18 protein-coding genes and 1 pseudogene are annotated in these 22087 nt (G+C 55.2%); 9 read left to right on the top strand and 10 right to left on the bottom strand.

Translation table 11 applies throughout. The features are described from left to right. Positions 1 to 3: 3 nt before the first annotated feature. From tssF (D9980_RS19405) to D9980_RS19380, 5 genes and pseudogenes are all read right to left on the bottom strand, one after another. Entirely contained in the window at positions 4 to 1749 is a 1746-nt protein-coding gene (tssF, locus tag D9980_RS19405) for a type VI secretion system baseplate subunit TssF (protein WP_121608180.1), read from the bottom strand. An 18-nt stretch (positions 1750 to 1767) separates the two neighbouring features. Beyond that, entirely contained in the window at positions 1768 to 2796 is a 1029-nt protein-coding gene (gene tssG / locus D9980_RS19400; RefSeq protein ID WP_059199175.1) for a type VI secretion system baseplate subunit TssG, read from the bottom strand. After that, positions 2793 to 4534: pseudogene (gene tssF / locus D9980_RS19390) on the bottom strand (type VI secretion system baseplate subunit TssF). The gene tssG and the pseudogene tssF (D9980_RS19390) overlap by 4 nt, the downstream one beginning before the upstream one ends. Before the next feature lie 24 nt (positions 4535 to 4558). Continuing rightward, the gene (tssC, locus tag D9980_RS19385) at positions 4559 to 6019 is read right to left on the bottom strand and encodes a type VI secretion system contractile sheath large subunit (RefSeq protein ID WP_162304292.1); all 1461 of its coding nucleotides are present in this window, start codon (positions 6017 to 6019) and stop codon (positions 4559 to 4561) included. A gap of 90 nt (positions 6020 to 6109) precedes the next feature. Continuing rightward, on the bottom strand, positions 6110 to 6373 hold the full coding sequence (locus D9980_RS19380) for a PAAR domain-containing protein (protein WP_024484455.1): 264 nt from the start codon (positions 6371 to 6373) through the stop codon (positions 6110 to 6112). Between the two features lie 289 nt (positions 6374 to 6662). Between D9980_RS19380 and D9980_RS19375 the strand changes: the two genes are divergently transcribed. After that, on the top strand, positions 6663 to 7700 hold the full coding sequence (locus tag D9980_RS19375; protein WP_121608176.1) for a virulence RhuM family protein: 1038 nt from the start codon (positions 6663 to 6665) through the stop codon (positions 7698 to 7700). 126 nt (positions 7701 to 7826) lie between these two features. Here the strand turns inward: D9980_RS19375 and D9980_RS19370 are convergent, their stop codons facing one another. From D9980_RS19370 to D9980_RS19350, 5 genes are all read right to left on the bottom strand, one after another. Continuing rightward, on the bottom strand, positions 7827 to 9086 hold the full coding sequence (locus D9980_RS19370; protein ID WP_121608175.1) for an MFS transporter: 1260 nt from the start codon (positions 9084 to 9086) through the stop codon (positions 7827 to 7829). A 100-nt stretch (positions 9087 to 9186) separates the two neighbouring features. After that, complete coding sequence (locus D9980_RS19365; RefSeq protein ID WP_121608174.1) at positions 9187 to 10158, bottom strand: sugar phosphate isomerase/epimerase; 972 nt, start codon at positions 10156 to 10158, stop codon at positions 9187 to 9189. 8 nt (positions 10159 to 10166) lie between these two features. Further along, positions 10167 to 10874, bottom strand: coding sequence for a GntR family transcriptional regulator (locus D9980_RS19360; RefSeq protein WP_121608173.1), 708 nt, complete (start codon positions 10872 to 10874; stop codon positions 10167 to 10169). A gap of 216 nt (positions 10875 to 11090) precedes the next feature. After that, a complete protein-coding gene (locus D9980_RS19355; protein WP_121608172.1) occupies positions 11091 to 11684 on the bottom strand; it encodes a response regulator transcription factor in 594 nt (197 codons plus the stop codon). 14 nt (positions 11685 to 11698) lie between these two features. Then, positions 11699 to 13375 (bottom strand): PglL family O-oligosaccharyltransferase, encoded by a 1677-nt coding sequence (locus D9980_RS19350; RefSeq protein WP_238393652.1) that lies wholly within the window; start codon positions 13373 to 13375, stop codon positions 11699 to 11701. 590 nt (positions 13376 to 13965) lie between these two features. On the opposite strand from D9980_RS19350, the gene D9980_RS19340 reads away from it, so the two are divergent. The 8 genes from D9980_RS19340 (at position 13966) to D9980_RS19305 (ending at position 20937) form a co-directional block, all read left to right on the top strand. Next, a complete protein-coding gene (locus D9980_RS19340) occupies positions 13966 to 14520 on the top strand; it encodes a fimbrial protein (RefSeq protein ID WP_121608169.1) in 555 nt (184 codons plus the stop codon). A 174-nt stretch (positions 14521 to 14694) separates the two neighbouring features. Continuing rightward, positions 14695 to 15132, top strand: coding sequence for a fimbrial protein (locus D9980_RS19335; protein ID WP_121608168.1), 438 nt, complete (start codon positions 14695 to 14697; stop codon positions 15130 to 15132). A gap of 107 nt (positions 15133 to 15239) precedes the next feature. Continuing rightward, positions 15240 to 17771: an outer membrane usher protein gene (locus D9980_RS19330; protein WP_121608167.1), complete on the top strand. Its 2532-nt coding sequence runs from the start codon at positions 15240 to 15242 to the stop codon at positions 17769 to 17771. 163 nt (positions 17772 to 17934) lie between these two features. Further along, on the top strand, positions 17935 to 18684 hold the full coding sequence (locus D9980_RS19325; RefSeq protein WP_121608166.1) for a fimbria/pilus periplasmic chaperone: 750 nt from the start codon (positions 17935 to 17937) through the stop codon (positions 18682 to 18684). 35 nt (positions 18685 to 18719) lie between these two features. Continuing rightward, positions 18720 to 19358, top strand: coding sequence for a fimbrial protein (locus tag D9980_RS19320; protein WP_121608165.1), 639 nt, complete (start codon positions 18720 to 18722; stop codon positions 19356 to 19358). Then, a complete protein-coding gene (locus D9980_RS19315) occupies positions 19351 to 19872 on the top strand; it encodes a fimbrial protein (protein WP_121608164.1) in 522 nt (173 codons plus the stop codon). The genes D9980_RS19320 and D9980_RS19315 overlap by 8 nt, the downstream gene beginning before the upstream one ends. A 13-nt stretch (positions 19873 to 19885) precedes the next feature. Next, the gene (locus D9980_RS19310; protein ID WP_121608163.1) at positions 19886 to 20374 is read left to right on the top strand and encodes a fimbrial protein; all 489 of its coding nucleotides are present in this window, start codon (positions 19886 to 19888) and stop codon (positions 20372 to 20374) included. A 14-nt stretch (positions 20375 to 20388) separates the two neighbouring features. Beyond that, positions 20389 to 20937, top strand: coding sequence for a fimbrial protein (locus tag D9980_RS19305; RefSeq protein WP_121609053.1), 549 nt, complete (start codon positions 20389 to 20391; stop codon positions 20935 to 20937). Positions 20938 to 22087 lie beyond the last annotated feature (1150 nt).

The raw sequence follows: 22087 nt of genomic DNA, 5'->3' as shown, positions 1-22087 counted from the left end.
GTCTCACATCATGGCTCGTTGGCCGCGCGCCAGGGGCAATGCCCAGCGCCGCTGTGAAGGTTCGGTTATCACATCCAGCAGCAGGAAGCTGTTGGTGGTCAGGCAATGGGTAAAGAAGACGCTCAGCGCCGCCGCAAAGGTGTAGGCTTCGCCGGGGCTGTCGAACGCCTGGTCATCGAGCGTCAGGGTCATCTGTAAACCGCGCCGCAGCCGTTCCCCCATCAGGGTATTCACCGGTTCGGTCTTGACGGCGGTGATGCCCTCCACCGCCCGGCGAATGTGCCGGACCTGGGGCAGGTTGTGTCGGGCGTGCAGGCAGAAATCGTCGATCGCCCGCTGCACCGTTTCCCGGTGGTTGAGAAGCGCGGGGCTGAACGACAGGCAGGCCATCAGCCGCCAATGGTGATGGCTGTCCACCACCGCCGGGTAAGGAGTCGAAAAGCGGGTGACGGTAGTGACGTCCAAGGTGTCGGTCACCGCCATGCCGAGTAGGAAAGGGGAGCCAAGCGGTAACGTGGGAGATTGCGCCGAGGTGGTGAGCAGATCGCAGACCACGGCCCGGCAAGGGGGCTCGGTCAGCGGCTCCCCGGCACTGTTGCACAGCACCAGTTCATGCTGCATCCGCCCCAGGACATCACCGCTGACCCGGACGGTGTAAAACAGCGCCAACCCGGCGTCGGGTGCATAACGCGATCCCGGCGTCAGTTCGCTGTCGGGCTGGAATTGCACCCGTCGGCCCCGCCGCAGGGTATCCGGCTCTTCCAGCATGCTGACGCCGGTGATGGCATACACCCAGCGATCGTCGGCATACGGCAGCGGGTAAACGCTCTGCCCGGGTAGCAGCCGTATGGGGGCGCTTTTCTGTGCCGCCAGGCTGATCACCGGGACGCAGTGCAGCATAAAGGCCGACGCCAGTTGGGCCTGGGTGAGTGGGATCTCCCCGTTGAACGTGAGGATGACGGTAAAGGTGCGGCTGTTCCCCAACGTCAGCCCTGAGTGCATCGGGCCAAAATCCAGCGTCAGGAAATCATTCACATGGGGCAGGTACAGGTATTCGGCCAGGCTCTGCAGCGCCCAGGTGGTTTCCCCTTCGTGCGGCAGAATGCGGTTATCCGCAGTGGGCCGTGGGGAGGACAACACCGTCTCCAGCACCCATTGTCGTCCTTCCACCTGTAGCACGGGCCGGTCCTGATGTTGTTCACACCACAGGGTCAGCGTCGCCGCCACCTGTGGATCGTCACCCAGAAATAGCGACAGCGGCTGGGTTGGCCAAGTGTCACCCGGCCCCTGATACTGAAACGTCAGGCGGATCTCGCTGTGGGAGTTGGTGACCAGCAACTGCCGGTCAATCAGGGCCAGCGGCTGCAGCGTCAAGGCATGGCAGGTCTGGAACACCTGCGTACGTCCGTCGGACAACAGGGAGAGCGATTCTCCCGCGGGCAAGGTTAACGGCGCATCCAGCGTGCTGGCTTTGGCGCTGACGTTCACCACGCCACAGGCCGGAATAGGCCGCAAGGGGAAGGGCCAGGTACGCGCAAGATGCCCCTGCGTGACCTCGGGGAAGCCGTCTTCCAGCCGTTGACGCAGCCCGGCATTCAGCATTGCCGCCCCCTGGATCAGGCATTCCACATCCGGATCGCCCGCATGGCGGCCCAGTTGCCCGGCCAGTGCGGGTTTTTCCTGCCCTACTTTGTCTGCCAGCGCACGCAGGTAGGCATGTTCCTCTCTGAGATGATCGGTAAAGTTCATATCAATCCTTGACGTTGGCTACCTGCGCACAGGCAACAGGGTGTAGGGTTTCTCTTCGGGTTGCCCCACAAAGGTGGTCCACCCCAACTGGGTCCGCTGTGTGTCGCCGAGCTTCAGTCCCCCCGCCTGATGCCGTGCCAGCGTCAGGCGCAGATCCCAGACCAGCGGTTCGCGCAGGATGTACTCGACAAAATTGACCAGCAGGCGATGCTGCTTACCGTCAGGTAAAAACGACAGGTACTGTTCCTGCGTGAGTTCATTGATCGACAGCTGAAATTTGACGCTGCGATCGCGCATCCGGCTACCGATCACAAAGTTGCCCCCCAGTAGCGAACGGGGTTGATGGCGTTGCCCGCGTACGGCGGTGACCTGCCCCAGGCGATTTTGCTGCTCGTCACTCAACGTCATGACGTGGGGCATGCAAGACTGCACCGTCACGTCCGGGAGTGAAAAGAAGTGGCCGACCAGGCGAGCGATCACCTCCGGCGAACGACCCGGTGAGGCCAAAAGACCGGCGTAGGCCAGCATGGCTTCGGCATTGATGCCCAACTGCTCTCGCGTCTGCGGATGGCCCAGGCCTATCAGGGCAAAAATACGCCCCGAGGTGGCATCGCGGCCCCCCGGTTTAAAGGTGATCTCATAGCGGTATTTGCGCCAAATCTGGTGCGCCAACGACAGGGGCCGATGGTTGAACACCGCCAGAAAATCGTTGAGCCGCGTCTCTCCCTGCGCCGTGCTCCCGGCAATGTCATCCAGATAGTAATAGGGCAGGGGCGACTGGCTGCCTTGCAGGCCCAGAAAGCTCACCTCCAGGCGCAGCGGCCCACCTGGTTCATGTTGCAACGCCACCACATCGCTGGCGGCAAAGCCCAACCCGGCAGCGGCGGTAAAGCGCAACGCTTCCCGGTTCGGCGGTAGGCCGAGCGTGCGGGCCGGATCGATGCCTGCCAGCCGGTTCAGCCCTTCCACCAGGCGGTAGAAGTCATACTGGCTAACGTTATCGGCGATAACCTGGAGCTGCTGCTCCTGCTCTGCACTGGGGATCATAGAAAGCGGTAAGACTCCTGATTATCTTGGTTAACCACGGTGAGGGTATGGAAATGGTTGACGCTGGCACGCTGGGCCAGGAACCGTGCCAGTACCCGGCCATACAGATAGAGCTCGCCTTCCGAGTCAAACGCCCCTTGGAGCCGCACCGTAAGCACCGAGGCCAGGCCATCGATCGGCACACCGTCGATATGACGTTCAGCCGGGCGTACGTTCAGGCTGAGTAACCCCGCTCTGCGCCGCCGGGAGACGCCTGCCGCCAGTTCACTGTGCCAGGCGGGCAGATCGCAGGCGCTCAGCACCTGCCGCAGCGCCGTCAGCGTCAGCAGTGAGCGGCTGTTCAATGAGAGATTACGCAGCAGGGCCGCCTGCAAGGTGGCATCCAACCTTGGGCTAAGGGGCACCGACGGGCGGGTGATATTGTGTACGCGCACCCCCGGTGGGCAGCCGGTGGCCGGTTGGCGGAGTTCTCCTACTTTCAGGTGCAACGGCAAGCGGCGGTGGCTGCACGTCAGCCGGACGGACACCGATTCCGGCGGCAGGTTGTCCAGGTTTTCACCGTGGCGGATCAACGCCAGGTGATGGTTCAAGCCCCCCACGGGCGACGATGTGACCCGCACGTGGTAATACCCCGCGTCTTGTTGCTGGCTGAAGCGTTCAAACGGCGCATAGCGGCGGGGGTATCACTCAGGGCTGATACACCGGTCACTTCATCTATCGAGAACACGTCGTAATCCTCGGGATGGCGCACGCTGGGGAATAACGGCAGCTCTGACTGCGTGCCATCGAGGCTGACCCCGTCAGCGTAATGGCTAAACAGGTTGATGGCGGGCGTGCAATGCAGGCGCACCGTCTGGCGGTTGATAACCAGGGCGGACGGTAAAGGCCGGGAGAAGGTGAACCGCAGGGTAAAGCCGTGAGAGGCTGATAGCGGAGGTAGGCTAGGGAAGCCCGTCACGTCCATAAATAAAAAGGCGTTGGGGAAACAGGCATGCTCCTGCAACAGGCGATAGCCGGGATCGGCATTCTGTGGCCACGGCAGCAGCGCCTCTTCGTCGTTGAAACCGACCGGGGTGAGCGCCAGTTCAGGCAGCGGCCACGTCTTTCCCCCCACTTCCAGCGTGGCGTGGCTCAGGTATTCACTCAGCCACAAATGCAGCTGTTGCCCGGTGTGCAGGTCTTCCCCCAGATACAGCCGCAGGCCGTTCAGGCTAGTGAGTTCAAGGGGCCGATCCGCCGTGGTGACCAGTTGCAGGCACAGGCTGTCATGGCCGTGCCGTTGCTCGCGGCTTACCGCCTGCACCTGTAACGGCCACAGCCGGGTATCACGGCAGGTGCGGAAATGGCACCGTAGCGTTTCCTTACCGGTTGTCACCGGCAGCGGGATACTGACCACCGTGGCCCCCTTGGCGATCTGGGGGCAAGCCTGCGCGGGATCCGACAGGTAATCCTGCTGCCATTCCAGCACGGTCATGCTGGGAGTGGGCCGCAGAAAATAGGGCCACAGCAGGGCCAGCATATGGTGGGTGAGGTTCGGTAGCTGGTCTGCCAACTGCCCCTCTAACTGCCCGGTCATCCAGGCCATGCCCTCCAATTGTCGCTCCACATCGGGATCGTGGTTGGGTGCGGTCAGGAAGGAAACCAGCGGGGCATGTGTTTGTTGCAGCACCTCGGCAGCCTGGTGTAGCGCTTTGCGCCGACGGGCTGGAGGGAATTGCCGATGTTTATCCCGGTTCATGCTGAAGACATCCTGTCTTGGAGGTTATTTATCCAGGCGCCCGGTCAAGGCGAGGACGAAGTTGGAGCCCATGTGTTTAAAATGCGGCTGCACATGCAGCTGTGTCAGATACCAGCCGGGATCATTCGCGACTTCCTGCACCTCAATGCGTGCAGCGCGTAACGGGCGGCGGCTGCGTACGCTGGCTGGTGGGTTCTCCTGATCGGAGACAAAGCGTTTTAACCAGTTGTTGAGCTGATGCTGCAGGTCGCCCCGATTGCGCCAGCTACCCAGCCGTTCACGCTGCAGCACTTTGATGGTATGCGCCAGCCGGGTGATGATAAACAGGTAAGGCAGTTGCGCCCCCAGTTGGTCATTGACCCGGGCGTTCATCCCCTCAGGCGTGAGGTCGGTATATTGCGGCGACTGGATTGAGTTGGCCGAATAAAACACCACGTCCTGCCCTTGCTTGCGCACCCCAAGCGGAATAAACCCGGCCATCGACAAGCGGTACTGCCACTGGTCCGACAGCAGCGTCTCGGTTGGGATCTTTTCTTGCCAACGCCCCAGCGCCGCATAGTAGCGAGCGGGCAGGTTACGGAACGCTCCGCCGCTCTCCGCCCCGATAATATTTGGGCACCAGCGATAACGGGCAAAGCTGCCCGCCAGGCAGAGCGCCAGTAAAAAGGCGCTGTTGCCCCACAGCAGGTGCTGATGTATTGCAATCTGTTCCTGATAGACAAATTGCCGGACCTGCTGTGACGCCGGGGTATAAGGCTCGCGCTGCAAGAATCGGCACACGGTCAGCCCCAGATAGCGGGCATCCGGGGTAGCCCGGAGTGCCTGCCAGCGCAGATGTGTCGGTGCAGCCATGACCGCATCCAAATCAAGAATGGCGGGCAGGTCGGCCAATGAATCAACGCCGAAGAAGGTGGCGTCTGCCGCCGAAAGAAACGGCGCGTGCGCCATGGCGCTGACCACGCTGAGGTAGTGCAGCAGTTTGATATCGGCGGCACCGGGGGTGAAATCATAGCAGCCAATCACCGCCGCTACCGGCACCCCACCAAATTGGCCGTAGCCTGCCGAATAGACATGCTGGTAATAGCCCGAGGAGGTAATGTCTGGGGAGAATTCGAAATCCGCCAGCAGCTCTTCCTGAGTGGCATGGAGCAGCGTCAGCTGAATGTTCTCGTGAAACGGAATGTTATCGACCAGCAGGGCCAGCCCGCGCCAGGTCGATTCCAGGCGCTGAAACGCCGGAGCATGCAGGATGGCATCCATCTGGGCACTCAGGCGCCGATCCAGTTCCCGCAGCAGGCGATCAATCAGCAGAATGTTGAGGGTGACGCCACGGCCTTGTTCCGGCAGGGCGCGCAGCAACAGCGCGATATCCGCGTGGCTCACCGCATATTCACTGCCATGCAGCGTTGCAAGTAGCCCAGCGGCGAGTGAGGTGCGCGGTGGGGAAATGTCTGAATCGGTCTGTAGCGTATCTAACGTAGCCACGGCATCCTTGCTCCCTGGTAAAGAGTCTTGTCCATTATTTTGCGACTCTGCCGGTTCTGGCGGAGTGATTAGCGCTGAACGACGTTGCCGTCAGGCATTACATTCATGTTGTGAAGCAATAAGGGCGGCCCCGCAGGCGGTTTTCATGCCTTCCAGCGCCACAGGCACCCCACCGACCAGTGCGGTTTCTGCGCCAGTGACAATGGGAAAAACCCCTTTGCATAGCGGGCAGGAAACCAAATGCCCCACCAGTGCTACGTTTGTTCCGCAGAACTGCATCACAGACGATCCCTGTAACACGACTCCACCATGAGAGGTTTTGTCGCCTTGTAAAATCACGGCTTTCCCTGCCATACGCCCACCATAGTTAGTATTTTCTTAATAGATTACAGGATGTATACATTTGAAAGAAGTCGAAATATAACGGCGAGTAATGAATCTGTGAGCCGCATAGGGATAAAGGGGGATCTTTTAGCATCAATCTGGGGGTATTGATAAAGCGTTCATTGCATGGCCTTAACCAGGACGAGGTCAGCGGTTGTTTCTGCGTAACTGCACGCAAAATAAACGCCATTCGTGTAATGAGCTCCAACAGGTATCTCTGGCATACTAAGCGGACACAGCATTATAAAGCGGAGGCGGCATGGCAGATAAACACTTAACCCAATCCCCGGCAGGCGAATTTGTGATGTTTGCCAGTGATGACGGCGAGGTGCGCGTTGAATGCCGCTTTGAGCACGAAACATTGTGGCTGCCTCAAGCGACCATTGCGAACCTTTACCAGGTCACTCCGCAAGCCATTACGCAACACATCAAAGCGATCTACGAAGAAGGTGAACTTGTACAAAACGCAACCTGTAAGTCTTACTTACAAGTTCAACAGGAAGGGAACCGTAGGGTAAGCCGCAATATGCTTCACTATAGCCTGCCCGTGATCCTTGCGGTCGGTTATCGTGTTCGTTCTTCTCGGGGCACCCAATTCCGTCAGTGGGCCACCCAAACTCTCCAGGAATACCTGATCAAAGGCTTCGTTATGGATGACGAGCGGCTGAAAAATCCGCCCGTTGGCACATCGGCTGTGCCTGACTATTTCGACGAGATGCTGGAACGCATCCGCGATATCCGCGCCAGCGAGCGCCGGGTTTATTTGCGGGTGCGGGAGATCTTTGCGCTAGCCGCCGACTACCAGCCCTCACTCAAAGAGACCTCGCAGTTTTTTCAAACTATCCAGAACAAGCTACATTTTGCCTGTACCGGCCATACCGCTGCCGAACTTATCCATCAGCGTGCCGATGCCAGCCAGCCTCATATGGGGTTGAACAGCTATAAAGGTGAAGAGGTGCGTAAAAGCGATGTGACGGTGGCGAAAAACTACCTCAATCAGGACGAAGTCAGCGAGCTCAACCGAGTGGTCAATATGTGGCTGGATTTTGCCGAAGACCAGGCCCGGCGTCGCCAGCAGGTATTCCTGCGGGACTGGCAGGAAAAGCTCGATCAGTTCCTGCAATTTAACGACCGTGATGTGTTACAGGGCGCAGGTAGTGTCAGCAAGAAAGAGGCAGATGAAAAAGCGCATGCCGAGTACGTCCAGTTTGCCGAGCAGCAGCGCCGCTTAAAAGAGGCCGAAGGGGAAAAGGATATTGATGGTTTACTGCAGTGGAAAATCGACGCTAAAAAGTAGCTCTGGATGCCACAGACTTTACACCTGCACCTGAACACAGCGCTGGACGGCTCCCTCTCCTTTTGGGAGAGGGTTGGGGTGAGGGGAAGTACTTATTGCGCAACCAATTGATTTAAAATTGATAAGTTACGCAGATGGTAACGCTTCAGGCTGGCGTTTTTGACGAATATTCTTGATCAGCAGAGCCGAAACGCAAATCCCGGCACAGGCAAACACCGCCATTAAACCAAAGACAATCTGGTAGCCCACGATCCCCGGGTTGGCGTCCAACACGTGGCCATACAGGCTGTAGCAAAACATGGCTGGCGCATAACCAATGAAGCTACCCAGCGCCATCGCTGCACCGGTGTTTTTCTCACTGATCCCTGCTTCACCAATGGGGGCAAAGAACACCGCCCGTTGGGTAAATATCACTGCACCGAACACCAAGGTACACATCATGCCTAAATAAACCGGCATCTGTTCATGAGGCAGGACAATCAGCACTAGCAAGAAAATCGCGCTGATAATAAAGGTATAAAATAGATATTTGCTCGGCGATTGCAAAACCTTGTCGGCAATTAAACCGCCGATCGGCCCACCCACCATCTTCAAGCAGTATTGATTAATGATCCCATAAGCGCCAACCAGCGCGATAGGCAATGCATAGATATTACTTAAGAACGGAATAAAGAAGGTGAGGCCACAATACACGGCGTAAACACAGAACACGCTAAAGGCGATGAGCCACACCGTTTTATTCTTTAATATACTGCCGAAGCCGGCTTTTTCCGTTTTGTCCTGCTCCTCTTTAGTCACGGGTTCCTCCGCGTTGCCTTTCATGGCAAAGAAAAGGATAACGCCCACCAGAATGGCAATGGAGGAGTAAAACAGAATACCTGCCTTAAACCCTAAGTAGCCGCCACCGAACCAGGCGAAAACGGCCAGCGCACTGAAGGCAATCACCGTATCGACAATGCCGCGCCCGGTTTCGAAGAAGCCGAACAGCCGCCCTTGCTGAGTATTGTCACCCAGCAAACTGACCGACTTCAACAGCACCGGCCAGTTGAGCATATCGCAGGTGACACCAAACAGCGCCCAGACAAACAGTATGCCCCAGTAGCCCGGCATGGTAGATAAATAAACGCCCAATAACCCTGTCGCAATCAATGAGAAAGACATGGTAAACCGGCGGGGTAAACGATCGGAAATATAGATAGATAAAAAGAAACCTATGGTGGTGACGATGGAGTTAACCGACATCGCATTACCAATTTCACCATTGGTAAGATGGAAGTACTCTTGCATCGGAACATAAAAGGCATCTTTTAATGAAGGCAGTTTATAAATGGTCCCGCCGCATAGAACTAACAGACTAAATATAGTCCACTTCTTTTTTGTTAGCATAGTTCCACCTCACCACTGGATATCGTGGTGTTATTGACAGTTGTAGATAGCGTCATCCCATCTCAAATGAGATGCTTCGCCCTGGTTGGTAAAATTTAAATTATTTCAATACGGCTAATGCATCCTGTTTTAATTCACTGAGGATTTCACGGACGTAATTTATTTGCTGTAATGCGTCGCTTAGCTCTTTATCCAGTCTTAGGTCTATATCTTGCTCGGGAAGCGGGGTTTCGCTCATTTCTCGCCAAGGTATCCACGGATTGTGATCTTCACCGTCAAAGCGGAACGGTGGCGCATAGTAATCCACTTCTTCCTCCAGGCCATAAGCCATAACCTGCGGTTGGTTTTCACCCAGGCAAATAAGCTGCAACAGCAACTCCTTGAATGGCAAATGCCCTTGTCCTGAGATGCAGGCTTTATGGCCTAACCCGTTAACTTCGTGGGTGATCACTGCATCTTTAATATGCACCTGCGTGATTTGGCTGGCCATCGCGGCCAAGGCAGGGAGAGGCTCTTCGTTGGCGTTGATCATATTGGCAAAATCAAACAGTAGCGAAAGCTGGGGGAAATCCGCTTTGGCCAGCAGGCTCATCAACTCGTGGCTTTTCAAATCTTCATGCTGTTCGAGCGTAAAGCTGAGGCCGCTATGCTGGTAGTTCTGTTTAATATACTGAATATCTTGTGCAATTTTTACCATCACGTCATCCAGATGCCCTTCATAACGGGGATAGAACCTGACAGATGTTGCACCAGATTTGAGGGCAACAGCCACCGCCTGATCGAGGGTTTTGGCATCGGAGGCGCTGGTTTCGATATGCACATCCAGCCCTAGCTGGCGTGCCTTGTCACCAAAACGGCTCAACTGCTCATCGCTCGCGCAGCCTAAAGATTGGCTCTCACCGTCAAGCACGTGGATCTTCACGCCCTGCAACCGTTGCTGGCTGGCAATATCCAACAGATCCTCAGGTAATATCTTTTCCATTCTCATATTCAGATGGAATGCGTAGGCATGCAGATACAGTGGAATATCCGCTACACGCTGCAAAATCTTGTTCGCTTGTAAACGATCCATGATGTTCCCTATAGGTCGATAAAAAATTCCACGGACTCAAAACGCCAATGCTCGATATCGATCTGCACGATGCGGTTTTGTTCATCGGCGCGATATTTTTTTACCCGTATGGAAGGGGTACCCACAGTACCGCCCATCCCTTGGCTGGCTCCGCCCGAAAGGCGGGTAGGTTTAAATTCCAGATGCCGGGTGTGCGTTTTTTTGGCAAAGGTTGTCGCCCAGACTTCCGCAAACGAGCGCTCACCCAGTTCATCGATAAAACCAGGTGCAACCTGCGTATTGATATAGGTTTCGTGGTAGAACACCTTGTGGCTATCCAATGCCCCCCAGCCGCAGATCTTGTAAAGTTCAGCGCCTTCTTCAACTTCAAGCAGGGACAAAATCTCCGGTGGCGCAGTGCGAACGCACTCTTTTGCCAGATAGCCCCAGGAAGGCAAACGCCCTTGTTCCATTGCGGCCTGTTTGAAGCTGGTGGAGCTATTAGGGCTGTAATTAAAGCGCGGCAACGCAACAAACCAGCCGCGACGATCCTTACGAAAGATCTTCGATTCGCCTTCCAGAAACAGTAGCGCCTGGCGCAACGTCATGCGCTTAATCCCCAGCAGCTCTTCCAGTTCGCGCTCAGAAGGCAGCTTGCTCCCTGGGGCGACAACCCCTTGGCTCAGCCACTCATTGAGCCGGTGCTTCGCCAGTTCTACGGTTGAGGTGTTTTCCATGAATTAACCCATTTGGTTTAAACCAGATTGCAGGCAACGTTACTCTCAGTCCGCAATGATGACAATGGGCGCGCTGTGGGCTAGCGATTGAATTGTGAACTCTCTCGCAGAATCCAGGGGATTTGTCGTTATAAACGTTATTCGTGTCATGAGTGGCGGCGGGTCTCGTCGTCTCTGCCCATGGGTTGACGGTTGCGCACAAGCGGTGGGAAGCCGTCACGCGGTGTAACGTGAGATAGGGTTGTGCAGCAGCCAGTTGTGTAAATCAGAGGTCCGTTTAAGCTGCAATTTGCCCATTGCGGCTCGCTTATGGCCGCTTACCGTTTTTTCATGCAGCTGCATGTTGTTGGCTATCTTGCTGGCCCGCATTCCTTTGGCAACGTAATACATCACTTCTTTCTGGCGCGGTGTCAGTAAGGCCATTGGGTTTTCAATAGCAGCCAGCTCTTCATGGCTATAGGAGGCCTTTTTACTGATGGCCTCATCAACCAGTGCTAGCAAGGCGGCACAAGATTGGTGCCGATTAAACCTACGTTGAATCAGGCGATTGAAAAGGAAGTTTTTCTCCCCGGATGTGACGATGATTAAGCGGGAGGAAAGATATCGTTCAGTCAGCAGGTTGCTAGGTAGGCGATAATGAGTATTGCTTGGCGTCCAGAAGATCAAATCGGCCATCGGGTACGACAGTGGGTTATTGGTAAAATGTAACTTAATGCCTTTGGCGAGAAAATGTTCCGTTAAGAGCTTTTCTAGCCCGGCAGAAAAAAATTGATCCAGGTCGTTGATCAGGACTTGCAGTATCGGTGTCATAAAACAGCTTCCGGTTATTGAGGAATAAAAGGGGTAATAAAACGCGTATCGTCAGGAAACAGGCTATGAGCCTCTTGGCGTAACCTGCTGTGGGTTATCGCATCCTGCTGGTATTGCGCGATGGCCAGCCAGGAAGCGTAAACATTGTTGTCGACTCGTCGGGAAAGGTAGTTTTGTGCCCAGCGTACATAGCCGTTGAGCAGGGCAGGATCGCGGGTTTGGTTAAAGGCCAGCAGAGCGTGCGTCTGTTGGTCGTAGTGCCAGCGTTCGCTATTCACCCACAGATCATATTTCATCGCCGCGCGGGCCGGTTCAATGTCTGCCAGGTGGTTACGTTCAACGGAAGTTAAAGCCAGGTTGGCATTCAATCCGCACCCCGCCAGCAGCAGGGTCGCTGCGGAAAGTGCCGGGATCATGCCGCTAAGCAAGGCGCTGGTGGGCGCTGAAAGTGAACGGCGTTCTGTTACTCCGCTGGTCAGCCGATCCAACTGTGCCAACAGCAGTAAAAAGATCGCCCAATGTGCGGTGGAAAGGGTAAACGGATATTCGGTTTGGGTGTGCAGCAATATTGGCAGCAGTACGCAGATCAGCGCCCGTGCCAGGGTAACTCGCTGTGGGTTTGCGTGCCTTGCTGGCCGACATACTCGCCACACCAATTTTGCACCGGCATAAATCAGTATCAGCACCCCGATTAATGCAACGACACCGCCTTCTGCCCACCACAACAGCAGCTCATTGTGAGGATGGGTCACGACACCCAGGCCCTGAGTGGAGAATCCCTGTGCCAACCGATAATGCTGGAAGCTATATTCGAAGCCGCCGTATCCCCAGCCCAGCCAGGGTTTCTCGCTAATCATGTCCAGGGTTGTGCTTAGCATTGTCAGCCGGGCGTGGTTTGAGCCTGCATGTACTACATCTGCAATGTTGCCGCTTAGCTGGAAAGCAATGGCCAAAGCGACGCTCAGCATGATGATGCCTACGGCGACGAGAGTCTGTGCCCGGGCCGTTTTCCAGCCCAGCAGCAGTAGCAGTACGCTGGAGATTCCGCCGCCAAGCCAGCCGATCCTCGATTGTAGCCAGACCAAGAGCGCTGGAAATACCAATAGCAGGAGCCCTAAGGCATATTGCCGGAGGCGCTCAGCTTTTTTGCAGGGTAAAGCAAAGCCCGGCAGCAAAAATAGCAATAACGCCAGTGCCAGGCCGGTAGCGATAAAGCTGGCCAGCACATTTACTTGCTGGAATACGCCATAAGGCCGTCCGATGAGCTGTGGGTACGCAAACCATTCAGGTACGGCATCCGGCACCACCAATTGCAGTAACGCAATAACGGTCTGGAAAACAGTGGCGGTCAGGATGGCGTACAGTAGCCAAGGTTGCCAGCGGTACAGCGGCGAGCACTGTTGCAAAGAGAGATAAAATACCGCGCCACCGGCCAGCGCAAACCAGCGTGAAAAAGCAACGTCCCACCATTGGGGGGAGGTATAGAGCAAAGGCACGGCCAAAATGACGATGGCCAGCAGCAGCCAGCGGGTGGTTGCAGTAAGAGAAATGATTTTCTTAGCCGGCAGCGTTAGCCAAATTGTGGTGACGGCGGCGGCCATCACGCCCCAGGTAATAATATTTTGCGGCAGCTTTAAACCACTCCCACCCATATTAGGTAGATATAGCGGCATGATAAGTAGTAGCCACAATAAGGCTATGCCTATTGGCAGTAGCTGTCGGGACTGATGTTTTGCTAATGGCATAAGATACTGCATGCTAATTGATGAACCTCATTAGAACGCTATTCTGCACGGGCAGTTATTGAATAACACTCTGTTTTTACTTGAATAAATGACCATTTCCGAGAACAATGTCATCACAACGGGTGGGGTGGCGTTTTTTGTGTATTATCCAACGATTATGTCGCAAATCAACATAAATCAGATCAAAATATCAATAATGAATTACATGCTAGTTTTATACTCTGTTTTGTGGTGGTTTTTTAGATTATTTATTTTTGCGCGTGACTTTATTTAAACCACCTTGGGCTTTTATGGCGAAATTGACCTGGATCTATTTTTGCGCTTTTCATCAGACTATTCTGTTTGTAATAATATGTTCCGACGCAAGGGGCTTCTGCATAATCAATCGCGAATGCCAAGTCGACATTTTGTTTTAACTGTTATTGTTCTCTCAATAATAGCGTTAAGCAATAAATAAACGTTGAGAGCTGTGTGACTATATATTCAATATATTCGCATTGGATGCTCTCACCATTAAGCATTTAAAGGAATATGGAATGAAATTGAACAAGATTGTTCTCGCTGTCTCTTTGACCTTCGGGATCGCCTCTTTCGCTCATGCAGCTGCTGATGTTGCTTATAAAGACCAGGGGCATGGTACTGTCACCTTCACCGGTTCTATTATTGATGCACCATGCTCTATCGATCCGGACACTATCGACCAAACCGTTAACCTGGGTCAGGTATCGAACGTGGCACTGGAGGACGATGGCAACACAGGTACTTCTACACCTAAGTTCTTCGAAATTCGCCTGGAAAAATGCAACATCAGTGGTGATGCAAGTAAATCAGTTACCGCTAAATTCACCGGCGCCAAAGGCGTTCCAGATGGTTCGCTGGGTATTTCTGGTAGTGCCAAAGGTGCCAGCATCATCATGACAGACGGCGATGGCCATCTGATTAAACTGGGTGATGCGACTGCAACGCAAACGCTGCAAAATGGCAAGAATACCTTATTGTTCTCCGCCTACCTGCAAGGTGACGGTGCTTCTGCAACCATCACTCCGGGTGACTTCAAGAGCGTAGCTAACTTTACCTTGGCTTATCAGTGATATAGCAATAGGTTGTGCATGTGGGGCTGCCCACATGCATGCCTTCCCGGCAGCCATTTGCGAGTACTGTTTATGTCAATAAAAGCAGTCGGTTACACTCTATTTTTACTGTTGAGTCTGTGTAGCGCGGGCCAGGGATGGGCCAAGGACCCACAGGGCTGGGGAAGAGTGAATATGGTGGGGGCGATTATTGAAACCGCCTGCGCGATAGACATCAGCAGCCGTGATCAAACCATCAATATGGGCGTGGTGCCAATCGGCCAAATTGCCCGCGATGGTCAGGGAGTCATACGGCCCTTTTCTATTCGCTTGGTGAACTGCATCCTGACGCGTAACGATAAAACATTACCAGACTGGCGCCGCTTTCAAATCACCTTTGATGGGCATGCGGACGCTGGGTTATTTAGCATATCCGGCTCAGCCAGAGGCCTGGCACTACAAATTTCAGACGGTCAGGGAAATATCGCCACGCCGGGCGCACCATTGCCCTTAGGCGAGATTAGACCCAGTGAGATGTTATTAAATTATTCTTTACGCTTGGTGAGTAATCGCCAGGTATTACGTGCCGGTGAGTACAATTCGACGGTGAAATTTAAAATGGATTATTACTGATCCACCTCCACCGGTTCTCCACTGATGATGGGTAAATTTATTGCGTAGTCATTATTTAAAATAATGGAAATAGCGCTTAATGGAATAATATAAAAGGTCTGAAAATAATGGCGTTATCTTATTTTAAGGCATTGCCTTCGCGTCCGCGTACCCTGGGATTAATCATCAGCACTATCATTGGTGGCGCTACGGTCTCCGCGCAAGCTAATGAATTCAGTTTTAACACCGACGTATTAGACGTTAACGATCGCAGTAATATCGATTTAGACCAGTTTTCCCGTAGTGGTTACATCATGCCGGGCGACTACATGATGGCAGTGCAGATTAATAAGCAAGAGTTGCTGGAGCAACCCGTGACTTTTTATGCACCGGATAACGATCCGAAAGGCAGTGAAGCCTGCGTTACGCCGGAACTGGTTGAGCAATTGGGTTTAAAGCCAGAGATGAAGAACAAGCTGGCCTGGTGGCATCAGGAGCAATGCCTGGTACCCGAAAGCCTGCCAGGGATGAGTACCAAAGGGGATTTGGGGGCGGCCAAGCTGTATGTGAGCGTTCCACAGGTCTACCTGGAATACACCGCCGATAACTGGGATCCGCCATCGCGCTGGGATGAGGGCATCCCCGGGTTGCTGCTGGACTATAACGTCAATGCTCAGACCCAGCGGCAACAGCAGAGCGGCACGCAGAGCTATAACCTCAGCGGCAACGGTACGACGGGCGCCAACCTCGGTGCCTGGCGGTTACGTGCAGACTGGCAGGCTCGCTTCAATCATCAGACCGGTTCCGAGCAAACGTCACAGAATAGCTGGAACTGGAGCCGTTTTTACGCCTACCGGGCGATCCCACGGTTGGGTGCCCAGTTGACGATAGGGGAGAACTACCTTATCTCCGACATTTTTGACAGTTTCCGGTTTAGCGGTGTCAGTTTGACCACCGACGACAACATGCTGCCGCCGAACCTGCGCGGCTATGCGCCGGAAGTTACCGGTATCGCGAAAACCAACGCCAAAGTGGTGATCAGCCAGCAGGGGCGGGTATTGCAAGAGACTCAGGTGGCGGCGGGCCCGTTCCGTATTCAGGACATCAATGGCGCGGTCTCCGGCCAGTTGGATATCCGGGTAGAGGAACAGGATGGCAGCGTGCAGGCGTTCACGATGGATACCGCCAATGTGCCCTATCTGACGCGCCCGGGCACCGTGCGCTACAAGCTCGCCACCGGGCGGCCGAACGATTGGCGTCACCATGTCAATGGCCCGCTGTTTGCTACCGGCGAGTTTTCCTGGGGTGTCAGCAACGGCTGGTCGCTTTACGGCGGCGGGGTAGCTGGGGGTGACTATAACGCCTTGGCGCTGGGGATTGGCCGTGACCTGCTGATGTTTGGTGCGCTGTCGTTTGACGCCACCCAGTCCCGCGCCCGTTTGCCGTTTAGCGATGAAACGCTAAGCGGTGGTTCTTACCGCGTGAGCTATTCCAAACGCTTTGATGATTACGATAGCCAGGTCACCTTCGCCGGTTATCGCTTCTCAGAGCAGAACTACATGAGCATGAGTGAATATCTGGATGCTCGTACTTACGGCACGCGCTCGCAGAACAGCAAGGAGATGTACACCATCACCTTTAACCAGCAGTTCCGCAGTTTAGGGCTGAGCGCCTATCTGGACTATCAACACCAGACCTACTGGGATCGGCCGGATAACGATCGCTACAACCTGGCGCTGGAGCGTAATTTCGATATCGGCCGATTCAGGAACCTGAGCGTTTCAGTCAACGCTTATCGTAATAAGTACAACGGGGTGAATGACGATGGCATGTATTTGCGGCTCTCAGTGCCTTGGGGTAATCGTGGCTCCCTTAACTACAACAGCAGTTGGAACCGCAACGACAACAGCCAACAGGTGGGGTATTTCGAACCGGTAAACGATCACGACAGCTATCAACTGAGTGCGGGCACCTCACGCGGCGGGGCGACGGCGAGTGGCTATTACAACCACCAGGGCGATATCGCTCAGATGGGCGCCAATGCCAGCTATCAGGCCGGGCGTTACTCCTCGTTGGGGCTGTCGTTCCAGGGCGGCGCTACCGCGACTGCGAAAGGTGCTGCGTTGCACCGAGCTGGCAGACTGGGCGGTACCCGAATGCTGCTGGACACCGACGGTGTAGCCGGAATTCCGATCCAAGGCTATGGGGCCAGCACTCTGTCCAACCGTTTTGGCAAGGTGGTGGTCTCCGACGTGGGCAGCTATTACCGCAATCGGGTGAGCATCGATTTGAACAACCTGCCGGATACCGCAGAAGCCACCCATTCGGTGGTACAGGCGACCTTAACTGAAGGTGCGATCGGCTACCGGCACTTCGAGGTGATCTCCGGTGAAAAAGCCATGGCGGTGATCCGCCTGGCGGACGGTTCTACCCCACCGTTTGGCGCCACGGTGCTGAACCATAAACAGCAGGAAGTGGGCATCGTCAACGACGGCGGCAGCATTTACCTGAGCGGCATCAACGCCGGTGAGGTAATGACCGTGCACTGGGGCGGGCGGGCGCAGTGTGAGCTGACGTTGCCGGGCACAATCCCCAACAGCGGCCTGACCGACCTACTGCTGCCATGCCGCCTGCTGGATGTGAGTGAGGATGGAGCCTGACGGTAAATGCTAGCGCGCTCTTGCCGAATTGAAGTGATAAACGGCTCTGACAGCGGGCGCCGATCTGACCCCCTTCTCCCTTTGGGAGAGGGGGAGGGAAAAACGCCGCTGCTGCATAACGCGAACAATCGAAATTGACCATTTTTTGCATGAGAACCACCCAATGAAATTGACCATAACAGCACCACTGATTACCGGCGTACTGCTTAGCGCCCTGACGGCCCAGTCCGCCCAGGCGGCCATCGCTTTGGACCGTACCCGGGTGATTTATGACGGCAGTCAAAAATCCCTCAGCCTGAACATCAGCAACGAGAACAAGCAACTGCCTTACCTGGCACAGGGCTGGATTGAAGATGCACAGGGTAACAAGATCACCACTCCGTTAACCGTTCTGCCGCCAGTGCAACGTGTGGAGCCGGGTGCCAATAGCCAGGTAAAAGTGCAGGGGCTGCCAGCCGCCAACCTGTTGGCGCAGGATCGGGAATCGCTGTTCTATTTCAACCTGCGCGAGATACCCCCACGCACCGACAAGCCCAATACGCTACAGATCGCGCTGCAAACGCGCATCAAACTGTTCTACCGCCCCAAAGCGCTGATGACCGCTTCTGGCGATACGCCGTGGCAGGAAAAAATCACTCTGAGCAAACAAGGGGATAGCTACGTGGTGCATAACCCGACGCCGTACTTCGTCACCCTGGTGGATGGCAGGAGCAAGGTGAAGGGCGAGTCACTGAAAGACTTTGAACCGCTGATGGTGGAGCCAAAGGGCAAAGGCACTCTTAAGGCTAGCGCCAGTGCATTGGGCAATAGCCCGGTGCTGACCTACATCAATGATTACGGCGGTCGCCCGCAGTTGCAGTTCACCTGCAGTGGCGGCAACTGTACCGCCACACCGGTAAAAGACAGCCACTGACGACGCAACGCAATGACGTGGAAAAGGAGTGAGAGATGCAACATAAAACAGGGAAAGGCTTTCGCCGCTGGTTATCACGCCATGAACGTCAGTATCTGTTAGCTCGGGGGATCTTGGTGCTGATGGTGCCGCTGGTGATTGGCGTGGAAGCGCGGGCGGCGGACAACTGGCAGGTCGAGGGGGCCAATGGCGTATTGCGTGTGCACGGAGCCTTAACCGAAAGCGCTTGCCGGTTGGATATGACCTCTGCCTGGCAGGAAATTGAGCTGGGCGAGACTGGCACCGGGCGGTTGCGCAACATTGGCGACCACGGGGCCCCAGTGGTGGTGCGGCTCCGCTTACAGGACTGTCTGCCGGGCCCGGCTCGCACTTTGGATGCTCGCACTGGCAACCGGCTGTGGAGCGCCAACCAGCCTGCGGTTACCGTCAGCTTTAGCGCTGTGGCGGATGCAGACAACCCCCAGTTGGTGAAGGTGCAGGGTGCTGGTGGGCTGGGGTTGCGGTTGACCGATGTGTGGGGGCGTGATGTGCGTCTGGGCAGCCGTGGCGCACCGCTATTGCTGACGCCGGGGCAGAACGAACTTACTTACAACATTACTCCCGAGCGCACCCGGGCGTCATTACAGGCCGGCGCTTACTGGGCGCAGATGAGTTTTGGGCTGAGCTATGACTAGTACTTTGAGTGGTATTGCCCAACGGAGGGGCCTCGCGCGGCTGTGCCTGAGTTGCGCTCTGCTGCTACCCGGCACGTTGGCACAGGCGATCACTATGGTAACGGTCACCGTCACGGTGGTGGCACCGCCGCCCTGCGTAATCAATGGCGGGGGAACCCTTGAAGTAGAGTTTGGCAATGATGTGCTGACCACTCGGGTGGACGGTAACAACTATCGGCGGCCAGTCCCTTACAGCGTGCAGTGCAGCGGCAATACCAACAATGCCATGACCTTGGAACTGCAGGGTTCGGGGGCGGCGTTTGGCGGCTCTAACGTGCTGCGAACTGACAAGGCTGATTTGGGTATCGCGCTGTTTATTACCGATGCCAATGTACCGCTGCCGCTAAATACCAGGATCAGGTTTACTTATCCGGCGATACCGACGTTGAGCGCGGTGCCGACCAAACGCGCTGGCAGCACACTGACCGCAGGCGCATTTTCGGCAGGGGCCACCCTAAAAGTGGATTACCAATAACAGGAGCACTGCGATGACGTGTGATTTACCCATAAAGGCATTGCTGCTGCTGGGGGCCTTGCTCAGTTCACCGCTGTGGGCCGCGGACAATCTGTTGTTCAGCGGCACCCTGATTGAGCCGCCGCCCTGCAAGATTAACGACGGCGGGACGGTCGATGTCGATTTTGGTGAGCGGGTCGGAGTTAAAAAGGTCGACGGGGTTAACTACCTTAAGGCTATGGCCTATCGCATCAGCTGTGAGCCGGGGGCCAGCGGGCTGGACATGACCTTGACCCTGAGCGGGCAGCCGACCGGCTATGACACGGCGGCGGTCCGAACCAATCTGGCGGATCTGGGCATTCGGGTGTTGCAAAACGGCAAGCCGTTTACCCTGAACCAGCCAATCGGCATTGACCCGAATAACCCGCCGCTGCTTGAGGCGGTGCCGGTAAAAACCCCGGGGGCCACGCTAAAAGAAGGGGCGTTTGTCGCTACGGCAACGTTACAGGCGAATTATCAATGAGGGGGGCGGAACGGATGCAAGGGAATAACGGCCGCCGTCGGTATTGGCTAAATACCGCTTGGGCTGGGGTAGCACTGCTGCTCAGCCCGCTGGTGATGGGGGAGGACAACGTGCGTTTTCATGGCGCATTAGTGGCTGAGCCCTGCGTGATCCCGCCGGGGGAAGAGAATATTCAGCTGGATTTCGGCACGGTGATCGACAAATACCTGTACCTGAACCAGCGTACCCACGGGCAGCAGTTTACGCTGCATTTGGCGGAGTGCGATCTCAGCCTGGGCACGACGGTACGGGTACGTTTCAGCGGTAATGAGAACCCGAACTTACCCGGGTTGTTGGCACTGGCTGGCGGTAGCCAGGCTTCCGGCATTGCCATCGGTATGGAAACCCCCGAAGGCGAGCCGTTGCCGCTGAACCAGAGCGGGCAGAAATACCCGTTAGCCAAGGACGACAACCTGCTCATCTTCAAAGCCTATGTGCAGGGTGAGCCTGAGGCGATAGCCAATGAAACCATTGAACGCGGGCCGTTCAGCGCGGTAGCGACTTTTAGTTTGGAATATGAATAGGCGTTACAAAAGCCGGTTTGAGGGAATTGAACATGGATTTAACTGATTGGGGGGATGGTTTACCCCCACGGACACCACCATAGCGCCCAGAGCGTTAGAGAACCATCGAGCAAAACGAACGCGGCTTTACGAGCAAGCCAAAGCTAAGGGACTGACTCCGTCAGCGATCGAGGCAAAGGTGCGGGCGTATGAGGCTCGGTGGAAAATTTGGGCAAACAGTCAATTGCAAGCGGCTGAATCCAGCTGGCATTGATTATTTGCTGTTGCACTTACTGATTACTGCGCGCGCAGTATGTGGAGTATATAACACACATGACAGAACGAATGTTAATCTCTATTATCGTCGCAACCGGCATGTTGACCTCGATGAGCGGCTCGGGAATGTCGTACACAACCTACGGGAAAATAACCGGCCCCGTCGGCTCTATGTATGGGGTTGATATTGATTATGCCTGGCCAACAGAAGAACCTGGCAACAACGTACTTCGATGTTACACCGGCAAATGCTACCTCGGTGTGGCGGTATTATACGACCCCGGAATCGGGTTCGTATACAACCCCTCAGCCCAAACTGTCGGGATGTTGACGTACCGAGATCGTGAAACTCTGTCTTCGGTTCGCTCACGGTTCATATCCCGATTCGGTATTTCCGGCCATTACAACATATCCAACTGGTCTGACGCTATGAACCGGCCCTACTTTGATACTGCTCACGCATGTTTCCAGTATTGGCCGTACAACCGGGATGGTACAAATACCTTAGGGGTGAACCTCCCCGATACCGCGTGCGGGAGCATAGCCCCACCTGACGTCACGTGTGAAAGCCTTCCGTCCATGGTGTTTGACTTCGGCGTCGTACGGTCTGGTGCAACGTCTGGATTACAATTGACACAACAACAGACGGTGCAATGTACCAACGCGACTAACGTCACACTCAAACTACTCTCGGATATAAAGCTTTCGCGAACGTTAACGGCTAACATGTCTGTCAACGGACGTACGCTCGACCCTACGGGGGTATCCCTGGAAATAAACGGTAATACCATACCTCTAGACTTTGTCGTGACGATCAACGGGAACGAAAACACTGGGGGCGAATATACAGCGAGCAGTGTATTGATCATGGAATACCGTTAGGGTTTTGGTCTGG

The organism is Serratia sp. 3ACOL1 (genome assembly GCF_003668775.1).
GTDB classification, from domain to species: Bacteria; Pseudomonadota; Gammaproteobacteria; order Enterobacterales; family Enterobacteriaceae; genus Chania; species Chania fonticola.
The sequence above is the reverse complement of the archived record's forward strand: the minus strand, read 5'-3'. Positions and strand labels throughout refer to the sequence as shown.

Excerpts from the sequence above, each read along its gene's own strand:
- D9980_RS19305 (WP_121609053.1), top strand. The coding sequence starts at position 20,389 with ATGCAAGGGAATAACGGCCGCCGTCGGTATTGGCTAAATACCGCTTGG.
- D9980_RS19370 (WP_121608175.1), bottom strand. The coding sequence starts at position 9,086 with ATGCTAACAAAAAAGAAGTGGACTATATTTAGTCTGTTAGTTCTATGC.
- D9980_RS19380 (WP_024484455.1), bottom strand. The coding sequence starts at position 6,373 with ATGGCAGGGAAAGCCGTGATTTTACAAGGCGACAAAACCTCTCATGGT.
- D9980_RS19375 (WP_121608176.1), top strand. The coding sequence starts at position 6,663 with ATGGCAGATAAACACTTAACCCAATCCCCGGCAGGCGAATTTGTGATG.
- D9980_RS19330 (WP_121608167.1), top strand. The coding sequence starts at position 15,240 with ATGGCGTTATCTTATTTTAAGGCATTGCCTTCGCGTCCGCGTACCCTG.
- D9980_RS19355 (WP_121608172.1), bottom strand. The coding sequence starts at position 11,684 with ATGACACCGATACTGCAAGTCCTGATCAACGACCTGGATCAATTTTTT.
- D9980_RS19320 (WP_121608165.1), top strand. The coding sequence starts at position 18,720 with ATGCAACATAAAACAGGGAAAGGCTTTCGCCGCTGGTTATCACGCCAT.
- D9980_RS19325 (WP_121608166.1), top strand. The coding sequence starts at position 17,935 with ATGAAATTGACCATAACAGCACCACTGATTACCGGCGTACTGCTTAGC.
- D9980_RS19365 (WP_121608174.1), bottom strand. The coding sequence starts at position 10,158 with ATGGATCGTTTACAAGCGAACAAGATTTTGCAGCGTGTAGCGGATATT.
- D9980_RS19360 (WP_121608173.1), bottom strand. The coding sequence starts at position 10,874 with ATGGAAAACACCTCAACCGTAGAACTGGCGAAGCACCGGCTCAATGAG.
- D9980_RS19335 (WP_121608168.1), top strand. The coding sequence starts at position 14,695 with ATGGTGGGGGCGATTATTGAAACCGCCTGCGCGATAGACATCAGCAGC.
- D9980_RS19315 (WP_121608164.1), top strand. The coding sequence starts at position 19,351 with ATGACTAGTACTTTGAGTGGTATTGCCCAACGGAGGGGCCTCGCGCGG.
- tssF (WP_121608180.1), bottom strand. The coding sequence starts at position 1,749 with ATGAACTTTACCGATCATCTCAGAGAGGAACATGCCTACCTGCGTGCG.
- D9980_RS19340 (WP_121608169.1), top strand. The coding sequence starts at position 13,966 with ATGAAATTGAACAAGATTGTTCTCGCTGTCTCTTTGACCTTCGGGATC.
- tssG (WP_059199175.1), bottom strand. The coding sequence starts at position 2,796 with ATGATCCCCAGTGCAGAGCAGGAGCAGCAGCTCCAGGTTATCGCCGAT.
- D9980_RS19310 (WP_121608163.1), top strand. The coding sequence starts at position 19,886 with ATGACGTGTGATTTACCCATAAAGGCATTGCTGCTGCTGGGGGCCTTG.